This window comes from Aquirufa esocilacus, from assembly GCF_042715595.1.
GTDB classification, from domain to species: Bacteria; Bacteroidota; Bacteroidia; order Cytophagales; family Spirosomataceae; genus Aquirufa; species Aquirufa esocilacus.
This window is the reverse complement of record NZ_JBBKXX010000001.1, coordinates 1,024,959-1,043,112: the sequence shown is the minus strand read 5'-3', so window position 1 is coordinate 1,043,112 and position 18,154 is coordinate 1,024,959. Positions and strand designations below refer to the sequence as shown.

The window sequence follows — 18,154 nt, the reverse complement described above, 5'->3', positions numbered from 1 at the left end:
ATGAAGATTGAATTACGCAGCGACACCTTTACTTTACCCACTCCTGGAATGCGCGAGGCGATGTTTTCCGCGCCTTTAGGGGATGATGTTTTTGGAGAGGATCCCACTGTCAATGCTTTGGAAGAAAAAGTAGCTAAATTATTTAATAAAGAGGCTGCGCTTTTCTGTGTTTCCGGAACTCAATCAAACCAGATTGCCATTTCAGTTCATGTTTCCAAAGGCCAAGAGGTCATTTGCGACGAACTTTCTCATATTTATTTGTACGAGGGGGGAGGAATTATGGCGAATGCAGGTGCCTCCGTTAAATTATTGAAAGGTGATTTAGGTCGTTTAAACGTTAGTCAAATAAAAGCTGCCATCTCTCCAGATGATATTCATGCCTGTGAAAGTCGCCTAGTCAGTTTAGAAAATACCGTAAATAAAGGTGGTGGAAGTATTTATGCCTCAGAAGCTTTGCAGGAAATCTCTGATTTTTGTCGTTCTGTTGACATACCCTTGCATTTGGATGGCGCACGTATTTTCAATGCCATCGTTGAAACGGGTCAAACACCTGCTCAATTTGGGGGCTGGTTTGATTCCATCTCCATTTGTTTGTCTAAAGGTTTAGGGGCACCTATCGGATCCATTCTAGTCGGTTCTAAAGAATTTATCAAGAAGGCGAGACGTGTTAGAAAACGTCTTGGTGGCGGATGGAGACAAGCGGGATTGTTAGCTGCCGCCGGAATTTATGCCTTAGATCATCAGGTAGAACGTTTGAAAGAAGATCATGCACGCGCAAGAGTCATTGCTTCCGTTTGTGAGAAACTCCCTTGGGTAAAAGCCATTCTTCCAGTGTCTACTAATATTGTTATTTTAGAGTTACAAGCTGGTTTAGCTTCTGTAGATAAAGTGGCTGAATTAAAGGAGAAAGGGATTTATTGTGCACCATTTGGACCGTCTTATGTTCGCTTTGTGACTCATTTAGGTTTTGATGATACAGCCTTGCAGGCATTTACAGAACGAATTTCTAAGTAAAATAATAGTCAAAACGTCTTATATAAGAAATCAATTCTTATGCAACGAAAGGCGTTTAAAATGTATTTGCTGCCGGGTCATTCGGCAGAATACAAAAAGAGACACGATGAAATATGGCCTGAATTAGGGGCCTTATTACATCAGGTAGGTATCCAAAACTATTCCATCTTCTTGGATGAAAGCACCCGCACGCTTTTTGGCTATTTAGAAGCACCTGATTTGTTGACACTCGATTCTCTTCCCGCGCAGGAAGTGATGAAAAAATGGTGGGCCTATATGGCGGATATTATGGAAACAAATCCAGATCACTCACCCGTTTCAATTGATTTAACACCTGTCTTTTATTTCGCCTGATGAAGAAATTACTCTTTCTCCTACTCCCACTAAGCATTTTCGCCGCAAAGCCAGATCGCGCTCAGGTCTTACAACACATGCATGCAGCTAAATCTTATTTCCAAAGTGTTTGGCCAGATGTAACGAAAGTAATTGTGAGTCCTGACAAGACGCGTCCATCGAATATTTGGACGCGAGCCGTCTTTTATGAGGGATTGATAGAATTGTACAAATTGGATCCGCGCGCCTCTGATTTGAAGTATATGGAAGACTGGGGCGAATTTCATCGCTGGTCTTTGCGCAATGGATTGAAGACGAGAAATGCGGATGATCAAGCCTGTGGTCAGGTTTATTTAGACTTATTCGACTTGAAAGCAGATTCTGCTCGCATTAAACCTATTAAGGAAAATATAGACAACATGGTTGCCACAGAAAAGGCCAATGATTGGTCTTGGATTGATTGTCTTCAAATGAGTATGCCAGTATACACTCGTTTAGGCGTTCGTTTTAAAGAGGACAAGTATTTTACTAAAATGCACGATTTGTATGCGGATACGAAAGCTAAACTATATAATCCGCAGGAGCATTTGTGGTGGAGAGACAAAGACTTCATTCCTCCCTACAAAGAACCGAATGGCACGAATTGCTATTGGTCTAGAGGTAATGGGTGGGTTTTTGCGGCCTTAGCAAGAACGTTGGATTTAATGCCTGCAAATGCACCTCACAGAGCAGAATATGTGAAAGATTTTCAAGATTTAGCGGCTGCTTTGCTGCCATTGCAACGCAAAGATGGCTTTTACAATGTTAGTTTAACGGATGAATCTAATTTTGGTGGTCCTGAATTAACAGGGACGTCCTTGTTTGTATATGGTATGGCTTGGGGAATTCGTTCAGGATTATTGCCCGCATCGAAATACCAGAGATCAGTTGATAAAGGTTGGAAAGCGATTGATTCCTGTGTTCAGCCGAATGGTTTTTTAGCCTACGTTCAGGGAACAGGTAAGGAACCTAAAGATGGTCAACCGGTGACAAAGTCATCTGTGCCTAACTTCGAGGATTTTGGGGCAGGCTGTTATTTATTAGCTGGATCGGAGATGTTGAAAAGCAAATAGTATATTTTTGATAGGTTTTTGCATTTTATTCTTAATTTTACCGTTCAATCAATTAGAATAAAATGAAAAAAGTCATTATTGGTTCTTTGGTGGGCGGTCTGATTATCTTTATTTGGCAGACAATGTCTCATGTGGCCTTGAATTTACATGAGCCTGTTCAGCAGTATACCGCAAAACAAGATACGATTCTACATTTCTTGAATAAACAGGAATTAGCACCTGGAGGGTATATCTTGCCTCGCATGAGTCATAATCAGTCGATGGAGGAGTTAGAAGGATTTACAAAATCGATTGCTGGTAAGCCTTGGGCTCGGGTGATTTATTACTCTTCTTACAAAACAGATATGACGATGAATATGGTTCGCGGCTTTGCGGTGGATGTATTGATGGTTTTTTTACTCGTTTGGGTTATTTCAAAATTGAAGATTCCGCGTCGTTCTACGATCGTGGGAGTGTCGATTGCGATTGGCTTTATGGCCTTTTGTAATACCTCTTACACGGAGCATATTTGGTACCCTGTATTTGATTTACGAGCTCAATTGATTGATGCTGTGGTCGCTTGGGGACTTTGTGGTTTTTGGTTGAGTCGTTATTTTGGCCAAAAAAGTTAATCCAAAGGCTCCATCTGGAGCCTTTTTTCTTATCTTGCTATTTCAAACATCTATTATTCAATGAAAATCAAACACCTCATCATCGGATTGTTCGCGACTTTGTCATTGCAATCTGCTATTGCTCAAGATTATCCAACGGATTATTTAAGCCCAGAATTTCATGCGGGTCGTCGTGCTGCCTTTAAAGAAAAGATGTCTGACAAAGGCGTGGGTATCTTCTTCGCATCACAAACACGTCAGCGTAGTAATGACACGGAGTTTCAATATGCGCAAAACAAGAATTTCTATTATTTGACAGGTTTAGAAGAACCTAATGCTGTTTTATTATTGTTCAAGCAACCAGTGACCTTATTAGGTAAGACTGGAACTGAATTTATTTTTGTCCAAAACCGTGATCCTTTCAAAGAATTATGGACTGGCAAAATCCTAGGAACGGAAGGATTTAAGGCAAAGAGTAAAATGGAAAATGTGTTTATCAATGACCAATTTACTAGCTCTGCCATTTCTTTAGCAGGTGTAGATTCTGTCTATACGTTGTACCGCACGGAGGGTATTTTTGCTAAATACCAAGCAAAGCCCGATCCTTTAACCCGTATGGCCTCTTTAGTGGATAGTTTAGTGATTTCAAATGCTAAGCCTTTGGCATCCAGATCTACGATGAATACCTTAAGAACTTTACGTGGCATTAAATTACCTGAAGAGATTGCTTTAATTCAAAAAGCAGCTTCCATCAGTGTTTTAGGTCACAATGATGTGATGCGTGCGGTAAAACCAGGAATGAAAGAATACCAGGCGCAGGCAATCATGGAATACCATTTCAAAAAGGAGGGTTCTGAATACCCGGGTTATAATAGTATCAATGGAGCAGCAGAAAATGCTTGCGTTTTACATTATATCACAAATTTGAAGACGATTAAAGAGGGTGATTTATTATTAAGTGATTGTGCCGCAGAATACCACGGTTATTCAGCGGACGTTACAAGAACGGTTCCAGCGAATGGAAAATTCTCAGAGGCACAAAAAGCCTTGTATGAAATCGTCCTTGCGGCTCAGGATGCAGGAATTGCAGCTTGTAAAGCAGGTGCTCCATTTAGTGATATAGACGCAGCTTCTCGTGCTGTAGTGAATGCAGGTTTAATCAAATTAGGCATTGTGGCTAATGAGAAAGAAGCGCGTACGTATTTCCCTCACGGAACTTCACATCATTTAGGTTTAGATGTACATGATTTAGGACCTCGCGTTTTAGCTGCAGGTGTGGTGGTAACGGTGGAGCCTGGTATTTATATTCCAGCTGGAAGTAAGTGTGATAAGAAATGGTGGAATATCGGTATCCGTATCGAAGATGATATTTTAATCACCGAAAAAGGAAATATAAACCTTTCTCAAGGATCTCCTCGTTCAGTGGCTGAAATCGAAAAGATGGCAGCACAGAAGAGTGTGTTTTAGTCTTTCATAGATACATAATAAAAAAGCCCCTAAAACTAGGGGCTTTTTTATTATCTGGTGGAATCGGAGGGACTCGAACCCTCGTCCAAACCTAGAGAACTGCTGCTTTCTACACGTTTAGATTTGATTAATTTTCGATGTTAGATAGGTTCAGATCAGACCTTACCTAACACTTATCCTCTGGATACTACTGAACCGTTAGAGAAATCGGATTCAGCGACTCTGCATGTCGACGCTCAGAATCCCCCGTCGGCAGAGTTTGGACAGGGCTGAACGATGGCAATTGGTTAGTCTATCAGACTAAGCAGCCATGGCATACGAAGTATTGCCAGCTATAATTCGAAGGTTTTTTTAACAGGAAATGCCTACAACTCCCGACGTGCTTACAACCGGACTACATAAGCTGTCAAAACCGGTCGATCCCAAATAGAAATACAAAGATACACAATTACACGGGTAAAGCAGTAGTTTGTTTGATTTCATCCATCACAAATAAGGTGCTGATATGAGCGACTGAGGGCAATACGGCTAATTTTTCTTGGTAAAATTGATTGTAGCTTTCTACATCCGCACTCACCACATTTAAATAATAATCAAAGTTTCCAGATACTAAATGGCAGGATGTTACCTCTGGGAAGTTGAGTATCGCCGCTTCAAATTCACTAAAGTTCTTCCGGTTTTGTTTCTCTAGTGTAACCTGGCAGTGTACGAGTAGGCCCAGATTTAGTTTCTTGCGGTTTAAAAGCGCCACATAGCCTTGAATATATCCATCTGATTCCATTCGCTTGATTCGATCGTGTGTAGGGCTCAAGGATAAGTTCACATGCTCAGAGATCTCTTTAAGGGTTTTTTGGCTATCATTTTGGATGATTTGTAAAATTCTGTGATCTAATTCATCTAGTTGAGTACTTTTTGCCATAAAGTTTTCGGTTTTCCGGTGTGAAAAGGGGGATGTGGACTAATATTTCTTGTATAATTGAATTTATAGAGTAAATATTACTTATTATATGGTATTATGCAAGATATTTTATTGTCTTATCTATATTTGTAGTGTATTATACTTCATCAAAGGTAAAGGCCAGCGGAATTTTTTTCGGTGGCCTTTCTTTTTAAAACCATACGTTATGATCATAGGTGTCCCTAAAGAAATTAAAATTCAAGAGTTTCGGGTAGGCTTAACTCCGGCAGGTGTTCAAGGTTTAACGGCTAATGGCCATCAAGTATATGTGCAAGCTAGTGCAGGAGAGGGCTCGGGCCTTTCAGACGCACAATACATAGAAGCAGGTGCCCATATTTTAGCTACAGCTGTTGAAGTGTATGCCACCGCTGATATGATTGTGAAAGTGAAAGAGCCATTAGCAGTGGAATTTCCGCTCATTAAAAAGAATCAAATATTATTTACCTATTTCCATTTCGCCGCGTCTCGTGAATTAACTTCTGCCATGCTAAGTTCTGATGCGGTTTGTATTGCTTACGAAACAGTGGAGTTAGCCGATCGTAGTTTACCGCTATTAACACCGATGTCAGAAGTCGCTGGTCGCATGGCAATTCAAGTGGGAGCTTTTTATCTGGGGAAACCACAAGGGGGTAAAGGAAAATTATTAGGCGGTGTTCCTGGGGTTAAACCTGCGAATGTATTAGTGCTTGGTGGTGGAGTGGTAGGTACGCAAGCGGCGAAGATGGCCGCAGGATTGGGTGCGAATGTGATCATTATGGACACGAATTTAGCACGGCTTCGTTATTTGGATGAAGTGATGCCTGCTAATGTTTCCACTCAGTTTTCTACTTCTTATGCGATTCAAGAAGCTTTACCCTCAGTGGATTTAGTGGTAGGAGCTGTTTTATTACATGGTGCCAAAGCGCCTCATTTAATCAAACGCGATGACTTAAAGAAGATGGCACCTGGTACGGTTTTAGTAGATGTGGCGGTAGATCAAGGCGGATGTATTGAAACTTGTAAGCCTACCACACACGAGAATCCGATTTATGAAATTGATGGTATCGTTCACTACTGCGTGGCTAATATGCCTGGCGCGGTGCCGCAAACCTCTACAATGGCTCTAACTCAAGCGACATTGCCTTATGTGCATTTGTTAGCTAATCTAGGTTGGACAGAGGCTTGTATTCAAAATGAAGCCTTAAACAAAGGATTGACGATCTATGATGGTAAACTATTCCATCCAGGTGTCGCAGCTACTTTTAATTTATAACGGAAAGAAGCGTTCGTGAAAATTAACTAAGAAGATCTCATGGCTTGCTCGCGTAATAGCGGTATACAACCACCGTAAGTACTCTGCATCTATTTGATCTTCTTTTAAGTAACCTTGATCCACAAATACCGCAGCCCATTGTCCACCCTGTGATTTGTGAACCGTTAAGGCATAGGCAAATTTCACTTGTAAGGCATTCAAATAGGGATCTTTCCGTATAGCCTCTGTGCGTTCCTTTTTCTTAGGAATGTGCGCATAATCCTCGCAAACGGAATCATACAATTTCTTATTTGCCTCTCGTCCAAGTGCAGATTCCGTGGAATGCAAGGTCTCTAACAAGATTTTAGCTTCAATAGGAGGATGGTCTTCGTAGTCACAAAGACGTAAAGAAACATCTAAGAATCTTTGACCATGCATCTCTTCCTCTCGTTTGATTTTCATGATCTCTACAAAATCTCCATTGGCTAGAAAGCCTGCAGGTGAATCCTCATCCAGCCAATGGTAATTATTGCGAACGATCATGAGTAAATCGCCACTCGAAATTTCATCTTCTTGATATAGAATAGTTCTTCGTACGAATTCATTTAATTGAACAGCGCTTTTGTTTGATCGGGTCAGCAAAATCGTTTCCTCCTTGCCAAATTTCTTATAGGCATAATGCATTCCATCCTCCATCTTTTCGCCAGTCATCCGGAAGATGTCTTTGAAGGATTTGGTGTTAAATTGAATGGCAGTGGAATTGGCTAATAGAAGTTGCCTTAAAGCAGTTGCATTGTATAATATACCCGAATCAATATCTTGACGCATGACATCTATTAATTCGTGGTCAAGCACCTCCATATGGAATTCAGAGGAAATGTAATCCCGCGAAAGGGCAGGAGATAAGCTCTTTCCTACAGGTGGCAACTGTGCTGTATCTCCTACAAAGATCAATTTATTGCCCGTATGGCCATTCTCTGGATTCGTAAATACGTATTCGATTAAATCGGTTAATAAGCTATTCGTCCCAAAATCCGACTCATCTGTAATCATCGACGCCTCATCTACGATAAAGACCGTGTTGGTGGCATAATTATTCATTCTCTGAAAACTCAGTGCCCCAGAATGAGGATTGCTTACTTGGCGATAGATCTTTTTGTGAATGGTGCTCGCTTTTTTCTTGGCATAATTAGCCATAACCTTAGCAGCACGACCCGTAGGGGCCATTAATTGGGTTTTATAGCCAAAAGCAGGTAGGATTTTAATTAAAGTAGAAATGACAGTGGTCTTACCAGTACCCGCATACCCTTTAATAACAAAGGTTAAAGGTGCCCATTCGTCTTTATTGAGGACAAAAGTGCTTAACTTTTGAAACAAGGACGCCTGAGAGGGTGTTGGTTCAAAAGGAAACTTTTGGTGTAGTAAAAAGCTGGGACTTTTATCTGTCGACATACCTCAATTTACAAAATAGAATCGGCTACCGAAAGGGAATTTTCTAGCGAAAGTGGACGGAATACATTAAGTAGGCATACCCTTTCGTAGTCGGCTAACTCTTCCACCAAAATATCAATTTCTTCTATCTCCTCTTCAATAATTAAACGTGCCCTGGTCGTTCCCCAGTGCAAAGGATCTTCTGGAGTATACCAAATTCCCTCTTTCAAAAACGCTAAATTAGCCATACTGCAATCCTGAATCTTACCGTCTTTGACGAAAATGACTTCATCTGCCTCCGGATGAGCCTCTAAAAAGGTCTGAAAAAAGCCCCTCTCACTCCATTTGAAGCCATAATCAATTTCACCCGTGTCCACTAAAGCGAAACGCTTGATCTCCTTTTTAGTGTAGGGCAAAATTTCAATCGTTTCCGGATCCTCTTGGTAGGTGATACGTAAGCGATGTGTTCCCTCTGCTGGTAGTGCTTGTTCTGAAACGAGTTCTGCTACATCAAAAGGTTCCCACTCTGGAAAAAATTGGTCGAAAGTCTCATTTACCCGCATTTGATGAAAATCAAGGTGCTGAGCCTTACCGTCTTGTATACAAATGGTTTCAAGGAATGAGAACATATTAAAAGGGGAGATATACTTTTTGGATTAATTCGTCGTACTCTTTTTTGACATCAGAAAATACGGTGATGCCGCCGCCACTTTTGAAAACGAGTCCATTGGTTTGTTTTTCTATGAATCGAATCATTACCCCTGAATTGAACAATTTTCCATCAAATTTACCCATAATTCCGGTATAAAATCCGCGATTATATTGTTCAGCCTCTTTTATGAGTTGCATTGTCGCTTTTTTAGGGGCTCCTGTAATCGATCCTGCGGGTAATAATTTCAGTAGTAACGAGCCATACTTACCGTGCAATTGGGGTACTAAATCGCCGGTGATTTTGGAGGACATCTGCCAAAGTTCCCCTGTATTCGTTTTCACTCTTTCAATGTATTGGTATTTTTCCACATGGATAGGAAAGGCTACCCTGCTTAAATCATTTCGGATTAAATCTACGATGGTGGCATGCTCTGCCTTTTCTTTCGGATCATTTAGAAGTTGACTTGCATCCGAATTTTCGGTTACCTCTAAGGTTCCTTTCATCGGGAAAGAGGAAATTTCATTTTTTTGAATGCGCACGAACGTCTCCGGAGAAAAAGATGTGAACTGATCTCTACAGAGTATTTTATAGGGAGCGTCTGCTCTTTGAAATATCTCAACTAGGGTAAGAGGTGTTTCAATGGGTGTCTCTGCAGTTAAATTCAATAGAAACGAATCCCCTCTTTTCAAACCAGCTTGAACCTGATTGAACTTAGCGGAATAAGATTCGAATGAAAGTGGACTTTTAGTAAAAGCAACTGTTTCTGACGTTTCACCTGAAGCATCAAATTCAAATTGTATTCCTAAGTCACTAGCTTCTTTTTCAGACCCCGCCCACGCTTTTTCTAACGAATAATCTACCAAAAAGACAAAAGGAATCCCCTTTTCACCCCAAAGGTCCAATTGTTTGGCTACCTGTGCAAAGGGCAAAAAGGGGATTTCCATAGAATTTAGGCTATATAAGATGGCGCTAAATTCAATAATTTAGGAATACCAGCTGGATTTTGTCCACCTGCCGTAGCTAAGAATGGTTGTCCACCTCCGCCGCCTTGTACTTCTTTCGCTAATTCGCGAATGATTTTACCCGCATCTAATCCTTTACTCTCTACTAATCCTTTACTCTCTACTAATCCTTTTGAGATGGATATGGCTAAGCTAGCTTTCCCGTCAATTTCCGCGGCTAAAAGCACGAATAAGTTCTCTTGATTTTCTTGTAAATCAAAGGCTAAATTCTTCAATGCATCTGCCGTCGGTGCGGATACTTGTTTAATGATAGAATGAACAGGTCCAGTCACGATTTCCTTTAATAGGCTATTTTTCAAACCTGAAATCTCTTTCTGTTGGTAAGCTGCAACTGTTTTTTGAAGTGAAGAATTACTTTCAATTAAGGTAGCCACTGCTTTTACCAGATCTTTCGGCGCTTTCAACAAGTCGTTGATCTCACTTAATAATGTCTCTTGCTCGCTTAATAATTCATAAGCCTTTTGAGAAGTGATGGCTTCGATACGACGTACGCCGGTAGCTACTGAACTTTCAGAAGTAATTTTGAATAAGCCAATTTCTCCTGTAGATGGAACGTGGGTTCCACCACAAAGTTCAACCGAAAAGTTCTTGTCAAAAGTAATGACACGTACAAAATCACCGTATTTCTCTCCAAACAAGGCCATCGCTCCTTTATCTTTTGCTTCTGCAATGAGAACATTGCGTTCTTCTAACAAAGGAATGTTCTCTGCGATTTTGGCATTCACCATCTGCTCGATCTGTTTGATCTCTTCGTCTGTCACTTTTTGGAAGTGGGAGAAGTCAAAACGCAATAAATCTTCGTTTACTAAACTACCTTTTTGTGCTACGTGCTTACCTAAAACTGCTTGTAAAGCTGCTTGCATTAAGTGTGTAGAGCTGTGGTGGTGTGTAATGGCACGGCGACGCAAAGTCGCAATGCTCGCTTTCACAGGCTCACCAGCTAACGTTTCTATACGCGCATCGGACAAAATGTGTACGATTAAATCATTCTCCTTTTTTGTATCAATTACCGGAAGAGAAACGCCTGATGTCGCAAATAATAAAGTACCTGTATCGCCCACTTGTCCACCGGATTCAGCATAGAAAGGCGTTGTTTCTAATACGACTTTGTATTGAACACCAGCCTTATTTTGAATCTTTTGGTATTTTAAAACCTGCGTATCAGTCTCGTTCGAATCATATCCGATGAAGCTTACTTCATCCCCCTCGTTCACGATTACCCAATCTTCAGCACTAGCACCTGCATCTTTACGTGAACGCTCTTTTTGAGCTTTTAAAGCTGCATTAAATCCAGGCTCATCGATATCCAAACCTTTTTCGCGAGCAATTAAGGCGGTTAAATCAACTGGAAATCCATACGTATCGTTTAATTCGAATACATCATCTCCAGATAAGATTTTGCCTGAGCAATCTTCCATTAATTTATCTAAACGAACTAATCCGGAAGATAAGGTACGTAAGAAAGAAACTTCCTCTTCGTAAATTACTTTTGCCACAAAGGCTTCCTGAGAGATTAATTCATCGAATACCCCTTTGAATTGCTGTGCCAGTCCTGGGATTAATAAGTGCAAGAATGGTTCTTTGAAGTCCAAATAGGTATAACCGTAACGTACCGCGCGACGCAAAATTCGACGGATAACATAGCCTGCCTTGTTGTTAGACGGTAATTGGCCATCGGCAATGGTAAAGGCAATGGCTCGAATGTGGTCAGCAATAACGCGCATGGCGATATCAGCCCATTTTTCTTCCCCGTATTTTTTACCACTTTTGGCGGCGATATATTGAATGGTACCTTGGAAAACATCCGTATCGTAATTCGACTGTTTTCCTTGAATCGCCATACACAGACGCTCAAAGCCCATTCCTGTATCTACGTGTTTGTTAGGAAGAGGTACTAAAGAACCATCTGCCATTCTTTCAAACTGCATAAATACGTTATTCCAAATCTCTACTACTTGTGGGTGATCCGCATTCACTAAGCTTTTTCCTGGTATGGAATCAACTTCGTCTTGATTTCTTAGATCGATGTGGATCTCTGAACAGGGACCACAAGGCCCTGTTTCGCCCATTTCCCAGAAATTGTCCTTTTTATTACCATAAATGATACGATCTTCCCCCACGATTGCTTTCCAAATATCGAAAGCCTCTTGGTCAAAGGGAACACCATCTTTTTTATCTCCCTCAAAAACCGACACATAGATGCGGTCTTTCGGTAACTTAAAAACCTCTGTTAATAATTCCCATGACCAGGTTAAGGCTTCTTTTTTGAAATAATCGCCAAAAGACCAGTTTCCCAACATCTCAAACATCGTGTGGTGGTAGGTATCAAATCCTACATCCTCGAGGTCATTGTGCTTTCCTGAAACACGAAGACATTTTTGTGTATCCGCAATTCTTTTCGAGGGCGGTGTTCCGTTTCCCAAAAAGAAATCTTTGAATTGTGCCATACCCGAATTATTGAATAAAAGGGTAGGGTCATTTTTAGCCACCAGTGGAGCTGATGGAACAATTAAATGGCCTTTAGATTGGAAGAAATCCAAAAATTGTTGACGTATCTCAGAAGAGGTCATGCGTTCTATTGTAAAATGAATGGAACCTTTGTATTTTTACCAAAGGCACCTGTTAAAAGGAATCACAAAATTAAGTCTAATTTTTGAAGAAGCCCATTTTGGGTTTAAAATTATTAATGGAATTAACGAAGCAATATTATACGATTTCTGAGGTTGCCGTCATTTTCCAAGTGAATCCGTCCAAGATCCGCTATTGGGAGACTCAATTCCCCCATTTATCCCCTAAGCGGGCAGCTTCTGGCATCCGTAAATATACCCCAGTAGACATTGAAAAAATCAAGGTATTGGTTAGTTTAATTCAGGAACGAGGAATGACAATTGAGGGGGCTAAACAAGCATTAAATTTCCAAGGCAAAGAAAAAAATCCACATCAAAATATCATTAATCAATTAACTGATATTCGTGATTTTTTACAAGGTATGAAAGCAGATTTAGACCTGGAATAAGCGTAGGTTTCGGAAAATTACTCCGATGAAAACCACTTATTCGCTACCAGTATACCAAATTGCTTTAACCTATTTACCCAAAGTAGGCCCTGTTAAAGGAAAAGAACTGGCTTTTCTCTATCCCGATCTTTCTGATATTTTTCGATTAGCCTCGTATCAAGCCTTTGCCTCTCAAGCGTTGATGGAAGCTGAAAAGACGGTGCAAATTTGTTTGGAAGACCAAGTTCAAATTCTCTATTTTGAAGACACAGCCTATCCCCAGCGTATTAAATACTTATATGATGCTCCCTTAATACTATTTAAAAAGGGAGAAGCAGATCTGAATGCTCATCGTATGGTGGCCGTTGTAGGCACTCGCCATGCTAGTGATGTGGGAAAAAAGGTGACAGATGAGTTAGTTCAAGCTGCCATTAAAGATCAAGTCATATTAGTCAGTGGTTTTGCGCGAGGAATTGATATTACGCTTCACAAAGCTTGTCTTACGTATGGTGTCCCTACCATTGCGGTTTTAGCCGGAGGTTTCAGGCATTTGTATCCGTTTGAAAATTCTATTTATGTCGAACAAATACTAGTCGATGGTGCATTGCTGTCAGAGTATGCTCCTCATATTCCCCCAGCATCCTATAATTTCCCTATTCGTAATCGAATTATTGCAGGCCTTTCTGATGCGACTGTGATTGTCGAAGCCGCAGAAAAAGGCGGTGCATTGATTACCGCAGATTATGCAGCTAATTATCATCGGACTGTTTTTGCGGTGCCGGGCAGTTTAAATCGGCCATTTTCGAAAGGGTGCAACCTTTTAATCCGAAATAATAAAGCTACCATATATACTTCTTGGGAAGATTTGATGCAGGAATTAAATTGGGAACAGGCGAAAGACCGACTTGCCTTAAATCCCGGTTTAAGTCAAAAACTGTTCACTCTGAATGAATCAGCGGTCATTTCCCTTTTACATCGAGAGGGTCAATTATCATTTAATGAACTTGTACAGCGAGGAGAAATTCAGCAAGATGAGCTCGCACTCATTTTGTTGAATTTAGAATTAACAGGGATGATTCAATCGACGGATGGTGATGGATATATGTTAGCCTAATTATTTACGCCAGGTACTTGGAGAAACTCGCCAATCTTGTAAGGTCATTAATTGGGTCTCTGTTACATAATCTAATTTAACGGCCTCTTCAATTAACGCATTGTAATCACTTAGGGTATACAAGGGGATGTTGTGGTTTTTGAAGTTTTCAGTTGCTATTTCGAAACCATAAGTGAAAATGGCTACCATACCCAATACTTCAACTCCGGCTTCTTTTAAAGCATCGGCCGCTTTTAAAGAACTTCCTCCTGTGGATATCAAGTCTTCGATAAGAACGACTTTTTGACCTTTTTCGATTTTACCCTCAATTTGATTTCCCATTCCATGTTTCTTAGGCTCTGGGCGAACATAACAGAATGGTAAATCTAAATAATCCGCTACCAGGGCACCTTGTGCAATACCGGCGGTAGCCACACCTGCGATAATATCAGCCTGAGGGAAATAGGCTTTTACGGCAGCAGAAAGGCAATTTTTAATATAGGTACGGACTTCAGGAAAAGATAAAGAAACGCGGTTGTCGCAATAAATAGGGGAATTCCAGCCAGATGCCCAAGTAAACGGTTGATCTGGACGCAGTTGAATAGCTTGGATCTTTAACAGGTGATGGGCAACTTCTTGTGGAATAGTTAAATTTTGCATGAGGGTCGTTTCTGAATTTATATCTACAAAAATAATTTATTCAGTTTATCTTTCACTATTTAATTCTATTTTTGCCACACAAAATTGAAAAGATGGTAATTTTTATTGATGATCGACCGATCAGAATTGTGAAGAAGAAAGAGTTGGGAGAAATGCCATCTAATGAGGATTTTGATTTAGTCCTAGACGCTCGACTGTCCCCTTTAAAAGTGGAGAATTTCAGTGGCCACACGTGTATTATCAATGCTAGCACTGATCAGGTGGAGAAGATATTAATGAATTTGCATGCCAAATCTGGTATTCATTTTCACGCTCTTTATCTCATTGTAGATGATCGCAAGCTTTTTAAGCAGAAGATTGTTAAAATGTATCAGTTGGTGGAAGCTGCTGGTGGGGTGGTAGTTAACCAGGATCAGCATATTTTGTGGATGTATCGTTTGGGTAAATGGGATTTGCCCAAGGGTAAACTGGAAAAGAATGAGAAATTCGAATCAGCTGCCGTTAGAGAGGTAGAGGAAGAATGCAATGTGAAAGCCGATTTAGGGGAAAAGATTTGCACTACCTATCATACCTATACGCACAAGAATAAGTTAGTGTTGAAAAAAACGCGTTGGTATGGCATGAAAACAAACTTCACGGGTACACTTATTCCGCAAACAGAAGAGGGGATCGAGAAAGTGGAGTGGTTAAACGAAAAGAAGCAGTTGCATGCTTTGACCAATACCTATTCATCGATTCGCTACGTCATCGAAAAATTCAAAAAATTAATCTAAGGTATAAGGCAAATATTGGTCCACTGGACTTCCATAGCGATGTAAGTCACGGATAATAGTTGAACTAATCGGAGCTAAGTGAGGGGAAGTAATTAAAAATACCGTTTCAAGCTCGTTGTGAATATGTCTATTTACTTGTGATATGGAGTTTTCATATTCGAAATCTGTCGTATTACGTAATCCTCTAATGATGAATTTTGCTCCATATTCATGAGCAACGTTTGCGGTTAAGTTTTGGTAAGTCACCACACTTACTGGTTTGCCCTCGAAAGTTTTGCGAATATATTCCTCCATTTTTTCTAAGGGGAAATAACGGGATTTATTAGAATTCTGCCCAATGCCTATGATGACTTCATCAAATAAAGCTAAAGCTCTCAATACGATATCTTCGTGACCCTTAGTAAACGGATCGAATGATCCAGGGAAAAACGCTTTTTTAGAATTTGACATAAGGTATTTGGTAAAGTTCTGCGTCTGGTATCTCCTCTGATCCTGCCACTAACAGGGGAGGATTTAGAGTCCAATTTAAAGAAAACGCATCTCGAATAGATTGCAAATAAAAGGCTAATTCAATTGCAGATTCGAAAGGGTATACATTTGCTAGTTGTAAATTGTTTCCTTGGTATAGACCTGCAAAGGCTAATTTACCCTGAACAAATAAGGTCAATTGCTGTTCGTTTTGTGATAAACAGTGAGCTAGTGAATGGGTGTAAGTGATTTTGGCGTATGAAAAATGAGCGGAAATATAATCTTTCCAATCACTAGGAACTAGAAAAGTTAAATTCGCATTTTCAGTGCTTATGTGTTGTTGGTGAATTTCTTTTCCCACTAAGGCGTACTCTCCTAGGGCTTTTTCTAAAAAACCAAAGCGGTAAGTAGGAGAATCAAAATCACAGGGAATTAAGAGGAAATACTCAGAGGAGATTTCAATCTGTACTGATTTAACCCGTGGATCTTTCTTCGGATGAGCTTGCAATTGCTCCCTAAAATTTTCCGCATTAAGTCGGAGATGCAAGGTTTCGGCCGAATTTGTGGGTTCCATAATGTCTAATTCCTTTCGAAATTGCAAAAAAAATATGATAATCGGTGCCAAAATTAGTAATTTTGCACCCTATTTAATCTAGCTCCTATGTTGCAAGTATCTAATGTGTCCCTACGTTTTGGGAAAAGAGTCCTTTTTGAAGAAGTTAACATCAAATTTACGGAGGGTAACTGTTATGGTTTAATTGGTGCCAATGGCGCAGGTAAATCAACTTTCTTGAAAATTTTATCTGGCGAAATTGAGTCGCAAACAGGTTCTGTTTCGATGAATCCAGGTGAACGTATGTCGATTTTGAAGCAAAATCACTTTGAATACGAAGAGGTAGAAGTGCTACAGACTGTGATTATGGGAAATAAGCGTCTTTATGACATTATGTTAGAAAAAGATGCTATTTACTTGAAAGAAGATTTTACAGAGGCAGACGGGAATAAGGCAGCAGATTTAGAAGCAGAATTTGCGGAATTAAATGGTTGGGAAGCGGAGTCAGAAGCGGGTTCATTATTGAGTGGTTTAGGGATTTCAGCAGATTTGCATTATACTTTATTGAAAGACTTGAATGGATCGGATAAAGTCAAAGTGTTATTAGCTCAGGCTTTATTCGGTAACCCAGATATCTTACTATTGGATGAGCCTACGAATAACTTGGATATTGATTCTATTTTGTGGTTAGAGGGTTATTTGATGAACTTTAAGAATACGGTAATTGTGGTTTCTCACGATCGTCACTTCTTAGATAATGTCTGTACTCACATTGCTGATTTAGATTTTGGTAAGATTCAATTATATGGTGGAACTTATACATTTTGGTATGAATCATCACAATTAGCTGCTCGTCAACGTACGGATCAGAATAAAAAGACGGATGAAAAACGAAAAGAATTAGAAGAGTTTATTCGTCGTTTCTCAGCGAATGTGGCGAAGTCCAAGCAAGCAACTTCTCGTCAAAAAATGTTGGATAAATTACAGGTGGATGACATTAAGCCCTCTTCTCGTAAGTATCCTTTCATTAATTTCAAGCCTGAACGTGAAGCAGGGGATCAATTATTAAGTGTAGAAAATCTGTCTGCGAAAACAGAGGATGGATCACCTTTATTTACGAATTTATCTTTCACCATTAATAAAGGGGATAAAGTAGCTTTATTAGCTAAAGATTCTTTGGCCATTACTGCACTTTTAGATATTCTAGCTGGAGAGAACACAAACTTCTCAGGTGAGTTCAAATGGGGGGTAACCACTACACAAACGTATTTGCCGAATGATAATGCCAAATACTTCCAAGATGATTCAATGAATCTAGTGGATTGGTTACGTCAGTATTCAGTAGAAAAGGATGAAAGTTTTATTCGAGGCTTCTTAGGACGTATGTTATTCTCTGGAGATGAGGCATTGAAAAAATGTACGGTTATCTCTGGTGGAGAAAAACAACGTTGTATGTTCTCTCGGATGATGTTATCAGGGGCAAACGTGCTATTATTTGATGAGCCTACAAATCACTTGGATTTAGAATCAATCACCGCATTGAATAATGGAATGATTGAATTCCCAGGAACAATGCTTTTCACTTGCCATGATCACCAATTAACGGATACGGTGGCAAATCGTGTGATTGAGATCGGTTCTAAAGGACAATTAGATAAGTTAATGACATACGATGAATTCATTACGGATCCTGCCGTGAAAGCGCAAAGAGCCGCACTTAAATAGTTATGGCAAATATCGTTGCACATTATCATTCATATAAAAAAAGCCAGCCCGAAAGAGCTGGCCTTTTTATTTGAACC

Annotated in this window: 18 protein-coding genes and 1 other RNA gene; 10 read left to right on the top strand and 9 right to left on the bottom strand. The window is 40.1% G+C overall.

Features of this window, described 5'->3' with window-relative positions; all coding sequences use genetic code 11:
* The 5 genes from SKC37_RS04610 to SKC37_RS04590 all read left to right on the top strand — a co-directional run bounded on the left by SKC37_RS04610 (window position 1) and on the right by SKC37_RS04590 (window position 4,516).
* Complete coding sequence (locus SKC37_RS04610) at window positions 1-1,014, top strand: threonine aldolase family protein (RefSeq protein WP_377980328.1); 1,014 nt, start codon at window positions 1-3, stop codon at window positions 1,012-1,014.
* 39 nt (window positions 1,015-1,053) lie between these two features.
* Window positions 1,054-1,368: an L-rhamnose mutarotase gene (rhaM, locus tag SKC37_RS04605; RefSeq protein ID WP_377980327.1), complete on the top strand. Its 315-nt coding sequence runs from the start codon at window positions 1,054-1,056 to the stop codon at window positions 1,366-1,368.
* Window positions 1,368-2,459 carry a glycoside hydrolase family 88/105 protein gene (locus SKC37_RS04600; RefSeq protein ID WP_377980326.1) on the top strand — a complete coding sequence of 364 codons (1,092 nt, stop codon included), beginning with the start codon at window positions 1,368-1,370 and terminating at the stop codon, window positions 2,457-2,459. Before rhaM ends, SKC37_RS04600 begins: the two co-directional genes overlap by 1 nt.
* 62 nt (window positions 2,460-2,521) lie before the next feature.
* A complete protein-coding gene (locus tag SKC37_RS04595) occupies window positions 2,522-3,070 on the top strand; it encodes a hypothetical protein (RefSeq protein WP_377980325.1) in 549 nt (182 codons plus the stop codon).
* 60 nt (window positions 3,071-3,130) lie between these two features.
* On the top strand, window positions 3,131-4,516 hold the full coding sequence (locus SKC37_RS04590; RefSeq protein ID WP_377980324.1) for an aminopeptidase P N-terminal domain-containing protein: 1,386 nt from the start codon (window positions 3,131-3,133) through the stop codon (window positions 4,514-4,516).
* Between the two features lie 55 nt (window positions 4,517-4,571).
* On the opposite strand, the gene ssrA is transcribed toward SKC37_RS04590, so the two are convergent.
* Window positions 4,572-4,940: a transfer-messenger RNA gene (gene ssrA, locus SKC37_RS04585) on the bottom strand.
* 24 nt (window positions 4,941-4,964) lie between these two features.
* Window positions 4,965-5,435, bottom strand: coding sequence for an Lrp/AsnC family transcriptional regulator (locus SKC37_RS04580; RefSeq protein ID WP_377980322.1), 471 nt, complete (start codon window positions 5,433-5,435; stop codon window positions 4,965-4,967).
* Between the two features lie 205 nt (window positions 5,436-5,640).
* Between SKC37_RS04580 and ald the strand changes: the two genes are divergently transcribed.
* A complete protein-coding gene (gene ald, locus SKC37_RS04575) occupies window positions 5,641-6,726 on the top strand; it encodes an alanine dehydrogenase (protein ID WP_377980321.1) in 1,086 nt (361 codons plus the stop codon).
* Here the strand turns inward: ald and SKC37_RS04570 are convergent.
* Genes SKC37_RS04570 through alaS form a run of 4 tightly spaced genes read right to left on the bottom strand, consistent with a single transcriptional unit; the run spans window position 6,721 to window position 12,380 of the window.
* A complete protein-coding gene (locus tag SKC37_RS04570; RefSeq protein ID WP_377980320.1) occupies window positions 6,721-8,157 on the bottom strand; it encodes an ATP-dependent DNA helicase in 1,437 nt (478 codons plus the stop codon). The two genes, ald and SKC37_RS04570, sit on opposite strands and share 6 nt — an antisense overlap.
* 8 nt (window positions 8,158-8,165) lie before the next feature.
* Complete coding sequence (locus SKC37_RS04565; RefSeq protein WP_377980319.1) at window positions 8,166-8,765, bottom strand: aminotransferase class IV; 600 nt, start codon at window positions 8,763-8,765, stop codon at window positions 8,166-8,168.
* Window position 8,766: 1 nt separating this feature from the next.
* Entirely contained in the window at window positions 8,767-9,732 is a 966-nt protein-coding gene (locus SKC37_RS04560) for an aminodeoxychorismate synthase component I (RefSeq protein ID WP_377980318.1), read from the bottom strand.
* Window positions 9,733-9,737: 5 nt separating this feature from the next.
* Window positions 9,738-12,380, bottom strand: coding sequence for an alanine--tRNA ligase (gene alaS, locus SKC37_RS04555; protein WP_377980317.1), 2,643 nt, complete (start codon window positions 12,378-12,380; stop codon window positions 9,738-9,740).
* A 116-nt stretch (window positions 12,381-12,496) separates the two neighbouring features.
* Between alaS and SKC37_RS04550 the strand changes: the two genes are divergently transcribed.
* Both SKC37_RS04550 and dprA read left to right on the top strand, forming a co-directional pair.
* Window positions 12,497-12,826: a MerR family transcriptional regulator gene (locus SKC37_RS04550; RefSeq protein ID WP_377980316.1), complete on the top strand. Its 330-nt coding sequence runs from the start codon at window positions 12,497-12,499 to the stop codon at window positions 12,824-12,826.
* Window positions 12,827-12,851: 25 nt separating this feature from the next.
* Entirely contained in the window at window positions 12,852-13,919 is a 1,068-nt protein-coding gene (gene dprA / locus SKC37_RS04545) for a DNA-processing protein DprA (RefSeq protein WP_377980315.1), read from the top strand.
* On the opposite strand, the gene pyrE is transcribed toward dprA, so the two are convergent.
* Entirely contained in the window at window positions 13,920-14,558 is a 639-nt protein-coding gene (gene pyrE / locus SKC37_RS04540) for an orotate phosphoribosyltransferase (protein WP_377980314.1), read from the bottom strand.
* Between the two features lie 92 nt (window positions 14,559-14,650).
* On the opposite strand from pyrE, the gene SKC37_RS04535 reads away from it, so the two are divergent.
* The gene (locus tag SKC37_RS04535) at window positions 14,651-15,331 is read left to right on the top strand and encodes an NUDIX hydrolase (protein ID WP_377980313.1); all 681 of its coding nucleotides are present in this window, start codon (window positions 14,651-14,653) and stop codon (window positions 15,329-15,331) included.
* On the opposite strand, the gene coaD is transcribed toward SKC37_RS04535, so the two are convergent.
* Together coaD and SKC37_RS04525 are read right to left on the bottom strand one after the other, a co-directional pair.
* Complete coding sequence (gene coaD, locus SKC37_RS04530; protein ID WP_377980312.1) at window positions 15,323-15,781, bottom strand: pantetheine-phosphate adenylyltransferase; 459 nt, start codon at window positions 15,779-15,781, stop codon at window positions 15,323-15,325. The genes SKC37_RS04535 and coaD overlap by 9 nt on opposite strands.
* Window positions 15,768-16,373: a DUF3822 family protein gene (locus SKC37_RS04525; RefSeq protein WP_377980311.1), complete on the bottom strand. Its 606-nt coding sequence runs from the start codon at window positions 16,371-16,373 to the stop codon at window positions 15,768-15,770. Before SKC37_RS04525 ends, coaD begins: the two co-directional genes overlap by 14 nt.
* 87 nt (window positions 16,374-16,460) lie before the next feature.
* On the opposite strand from SKC37_RS04525, the gene SKC37_RS04520 reads away from it, so the two are divergent.
* On the top strand, window positions 16,461-18,077 hold the full coding sequence (locus tag SKC37_RS04520) for an ABC-F family ATP-binding cassette domain-containing protein (protein ID WP_377980310.1): 1,617 nt from the start codon (window positions 16,461-16,463) through the stop codon (window positions 18,075-18,077).
* The last annotated feature ends 77 nt before the right edge of the window (window positions 18,078-18,154 follow it).

Excerpts from the sequence above, each read along its gene's own strand:
- SKC37_RS04535 (WP_377980313.1), top strand. The coding sequence starts at position 14,651 with ATGGTAATTTTTATTGATGATCGACCGATCAGAATTGTGAAGAAGAAA.
- alaS (WP_377980317.1), bottom strand. The coding sequence starts at position 12,380 with ATGACCTCTTCTGAGATACGTCAACAATTTTTGGATTTCTTCCAATCT.
- SKC37_RS04565 (WP_377980319.1), bottom strand. The coding sequence starts at position 8,765 with ATGTTCTCATTCCTTGAAACCATTTGTATACAAGACGGTAAGGCTCAG.
- SKC37_RS04570 (WP_377980320.1), bottom strand. The coding sequence starts at position 8,157 with ATGTCGACAGATAAAAGTCCCAGCTTTTTACTACACCAAAAGTTTCCT.
- ald (WP_377980321.1), top strand. The coding sequence starts at position 5,641 with ATGATCATAGGTGTCCCTAAAGAAATTAAAATTCAAGAGTTTCGGGTA.
- SKC37_RS04525 (WP_377980311.1), bottom strand. The coding sequence starts at position 16,373 with ATGGAACCCACAAATTCGGCCGAAACCTTGCATCTCCGACTTAATGCG.
- pyrE (WP_377980314.1), bottom strand. The coding sequence starts at position 14,558 with ATGCAAAATTTAACTATTCCACAAGAAGTTGCCCATCACCTGTTAAAG.
- SKC37_RS04610 (WP_377980328.1), top strand. The coding sequence starts at position 1 with ATGAAGATTGAATTACGCAGCGACACCTTTACTTTACCCACTCCTGGA.
- SKC37_RS04590 (WP_377980324.1), top strand. The coding sequence starts at position 3,131 with ATGAAAATCAAACACCTCATCATCGGATTGTTCGCGACTTTGTCATTG.
- rhaM (WP_377980327.1), top strand. The coding sequence starts at position 1,054 with ATGCAACGAAAGGCGTTTAAAATGTATTTGCTGCCGGGTCATTCGGCA.
- SKC37_RS04580 (WP_377980322.1), bottom strand. The coding sequence starts at position 5,435 with ATGGCAAAAAGTACTCAACTAGATGAATTAGATCACAGAATTTTACAA.
- SKC37_RS04600 (WP_377980326.1), top strand. The coding sequence starts at position 1,368 with ATGAAGAAATTACTCTTTCTCCTACTCCCACTAAGCATTTTCGCCGCA.
- coaD (WP_377980312.1), bottom strand. The coding sequence starts at position 15,781 with ATGTCAAATTCTAAAAAAGCGTTTTTCCCTGGATCATTCGATCCGTTT.
- dprA (WP_377980315.1), top strand. The coding sequence starts at position 12,852 with ATGAAAACCACTTATTCGCTACCAGTATACCAAATTGCTTTAACCTAT.
- SKC37_RS04550 (WP_377980316.1), top strand. The coding sequence starts at position 12,497 with ATGGAATTAACGAAGCAATATTATACGATTTCTGAGGTTGCCGTCATT.
- SKC37_RS04520 (WP_377980310.1), top strand. The coding sequence starts at position 16,461 with ATGTTGCAAGTATCTAATGTGTCCCTACGTTTTGGGAAAAGAGTCCTT.
- SKC37_RS04595 (WP_377980325.1), top strand. The coding sequence starts at position 2,522 with ATGAAAAAAGTCATTATTGGTTCTTTGGTGGGCGGTCTGATTATCTTT.
- SKC37_RS04560 (WP_377980318.1), bottom strand. The coding sequence starts at position 9,732 with ATGGAAATCCCCTTTTTGCCCTTTGCACAGGTAGCCAAACAATTGGAC.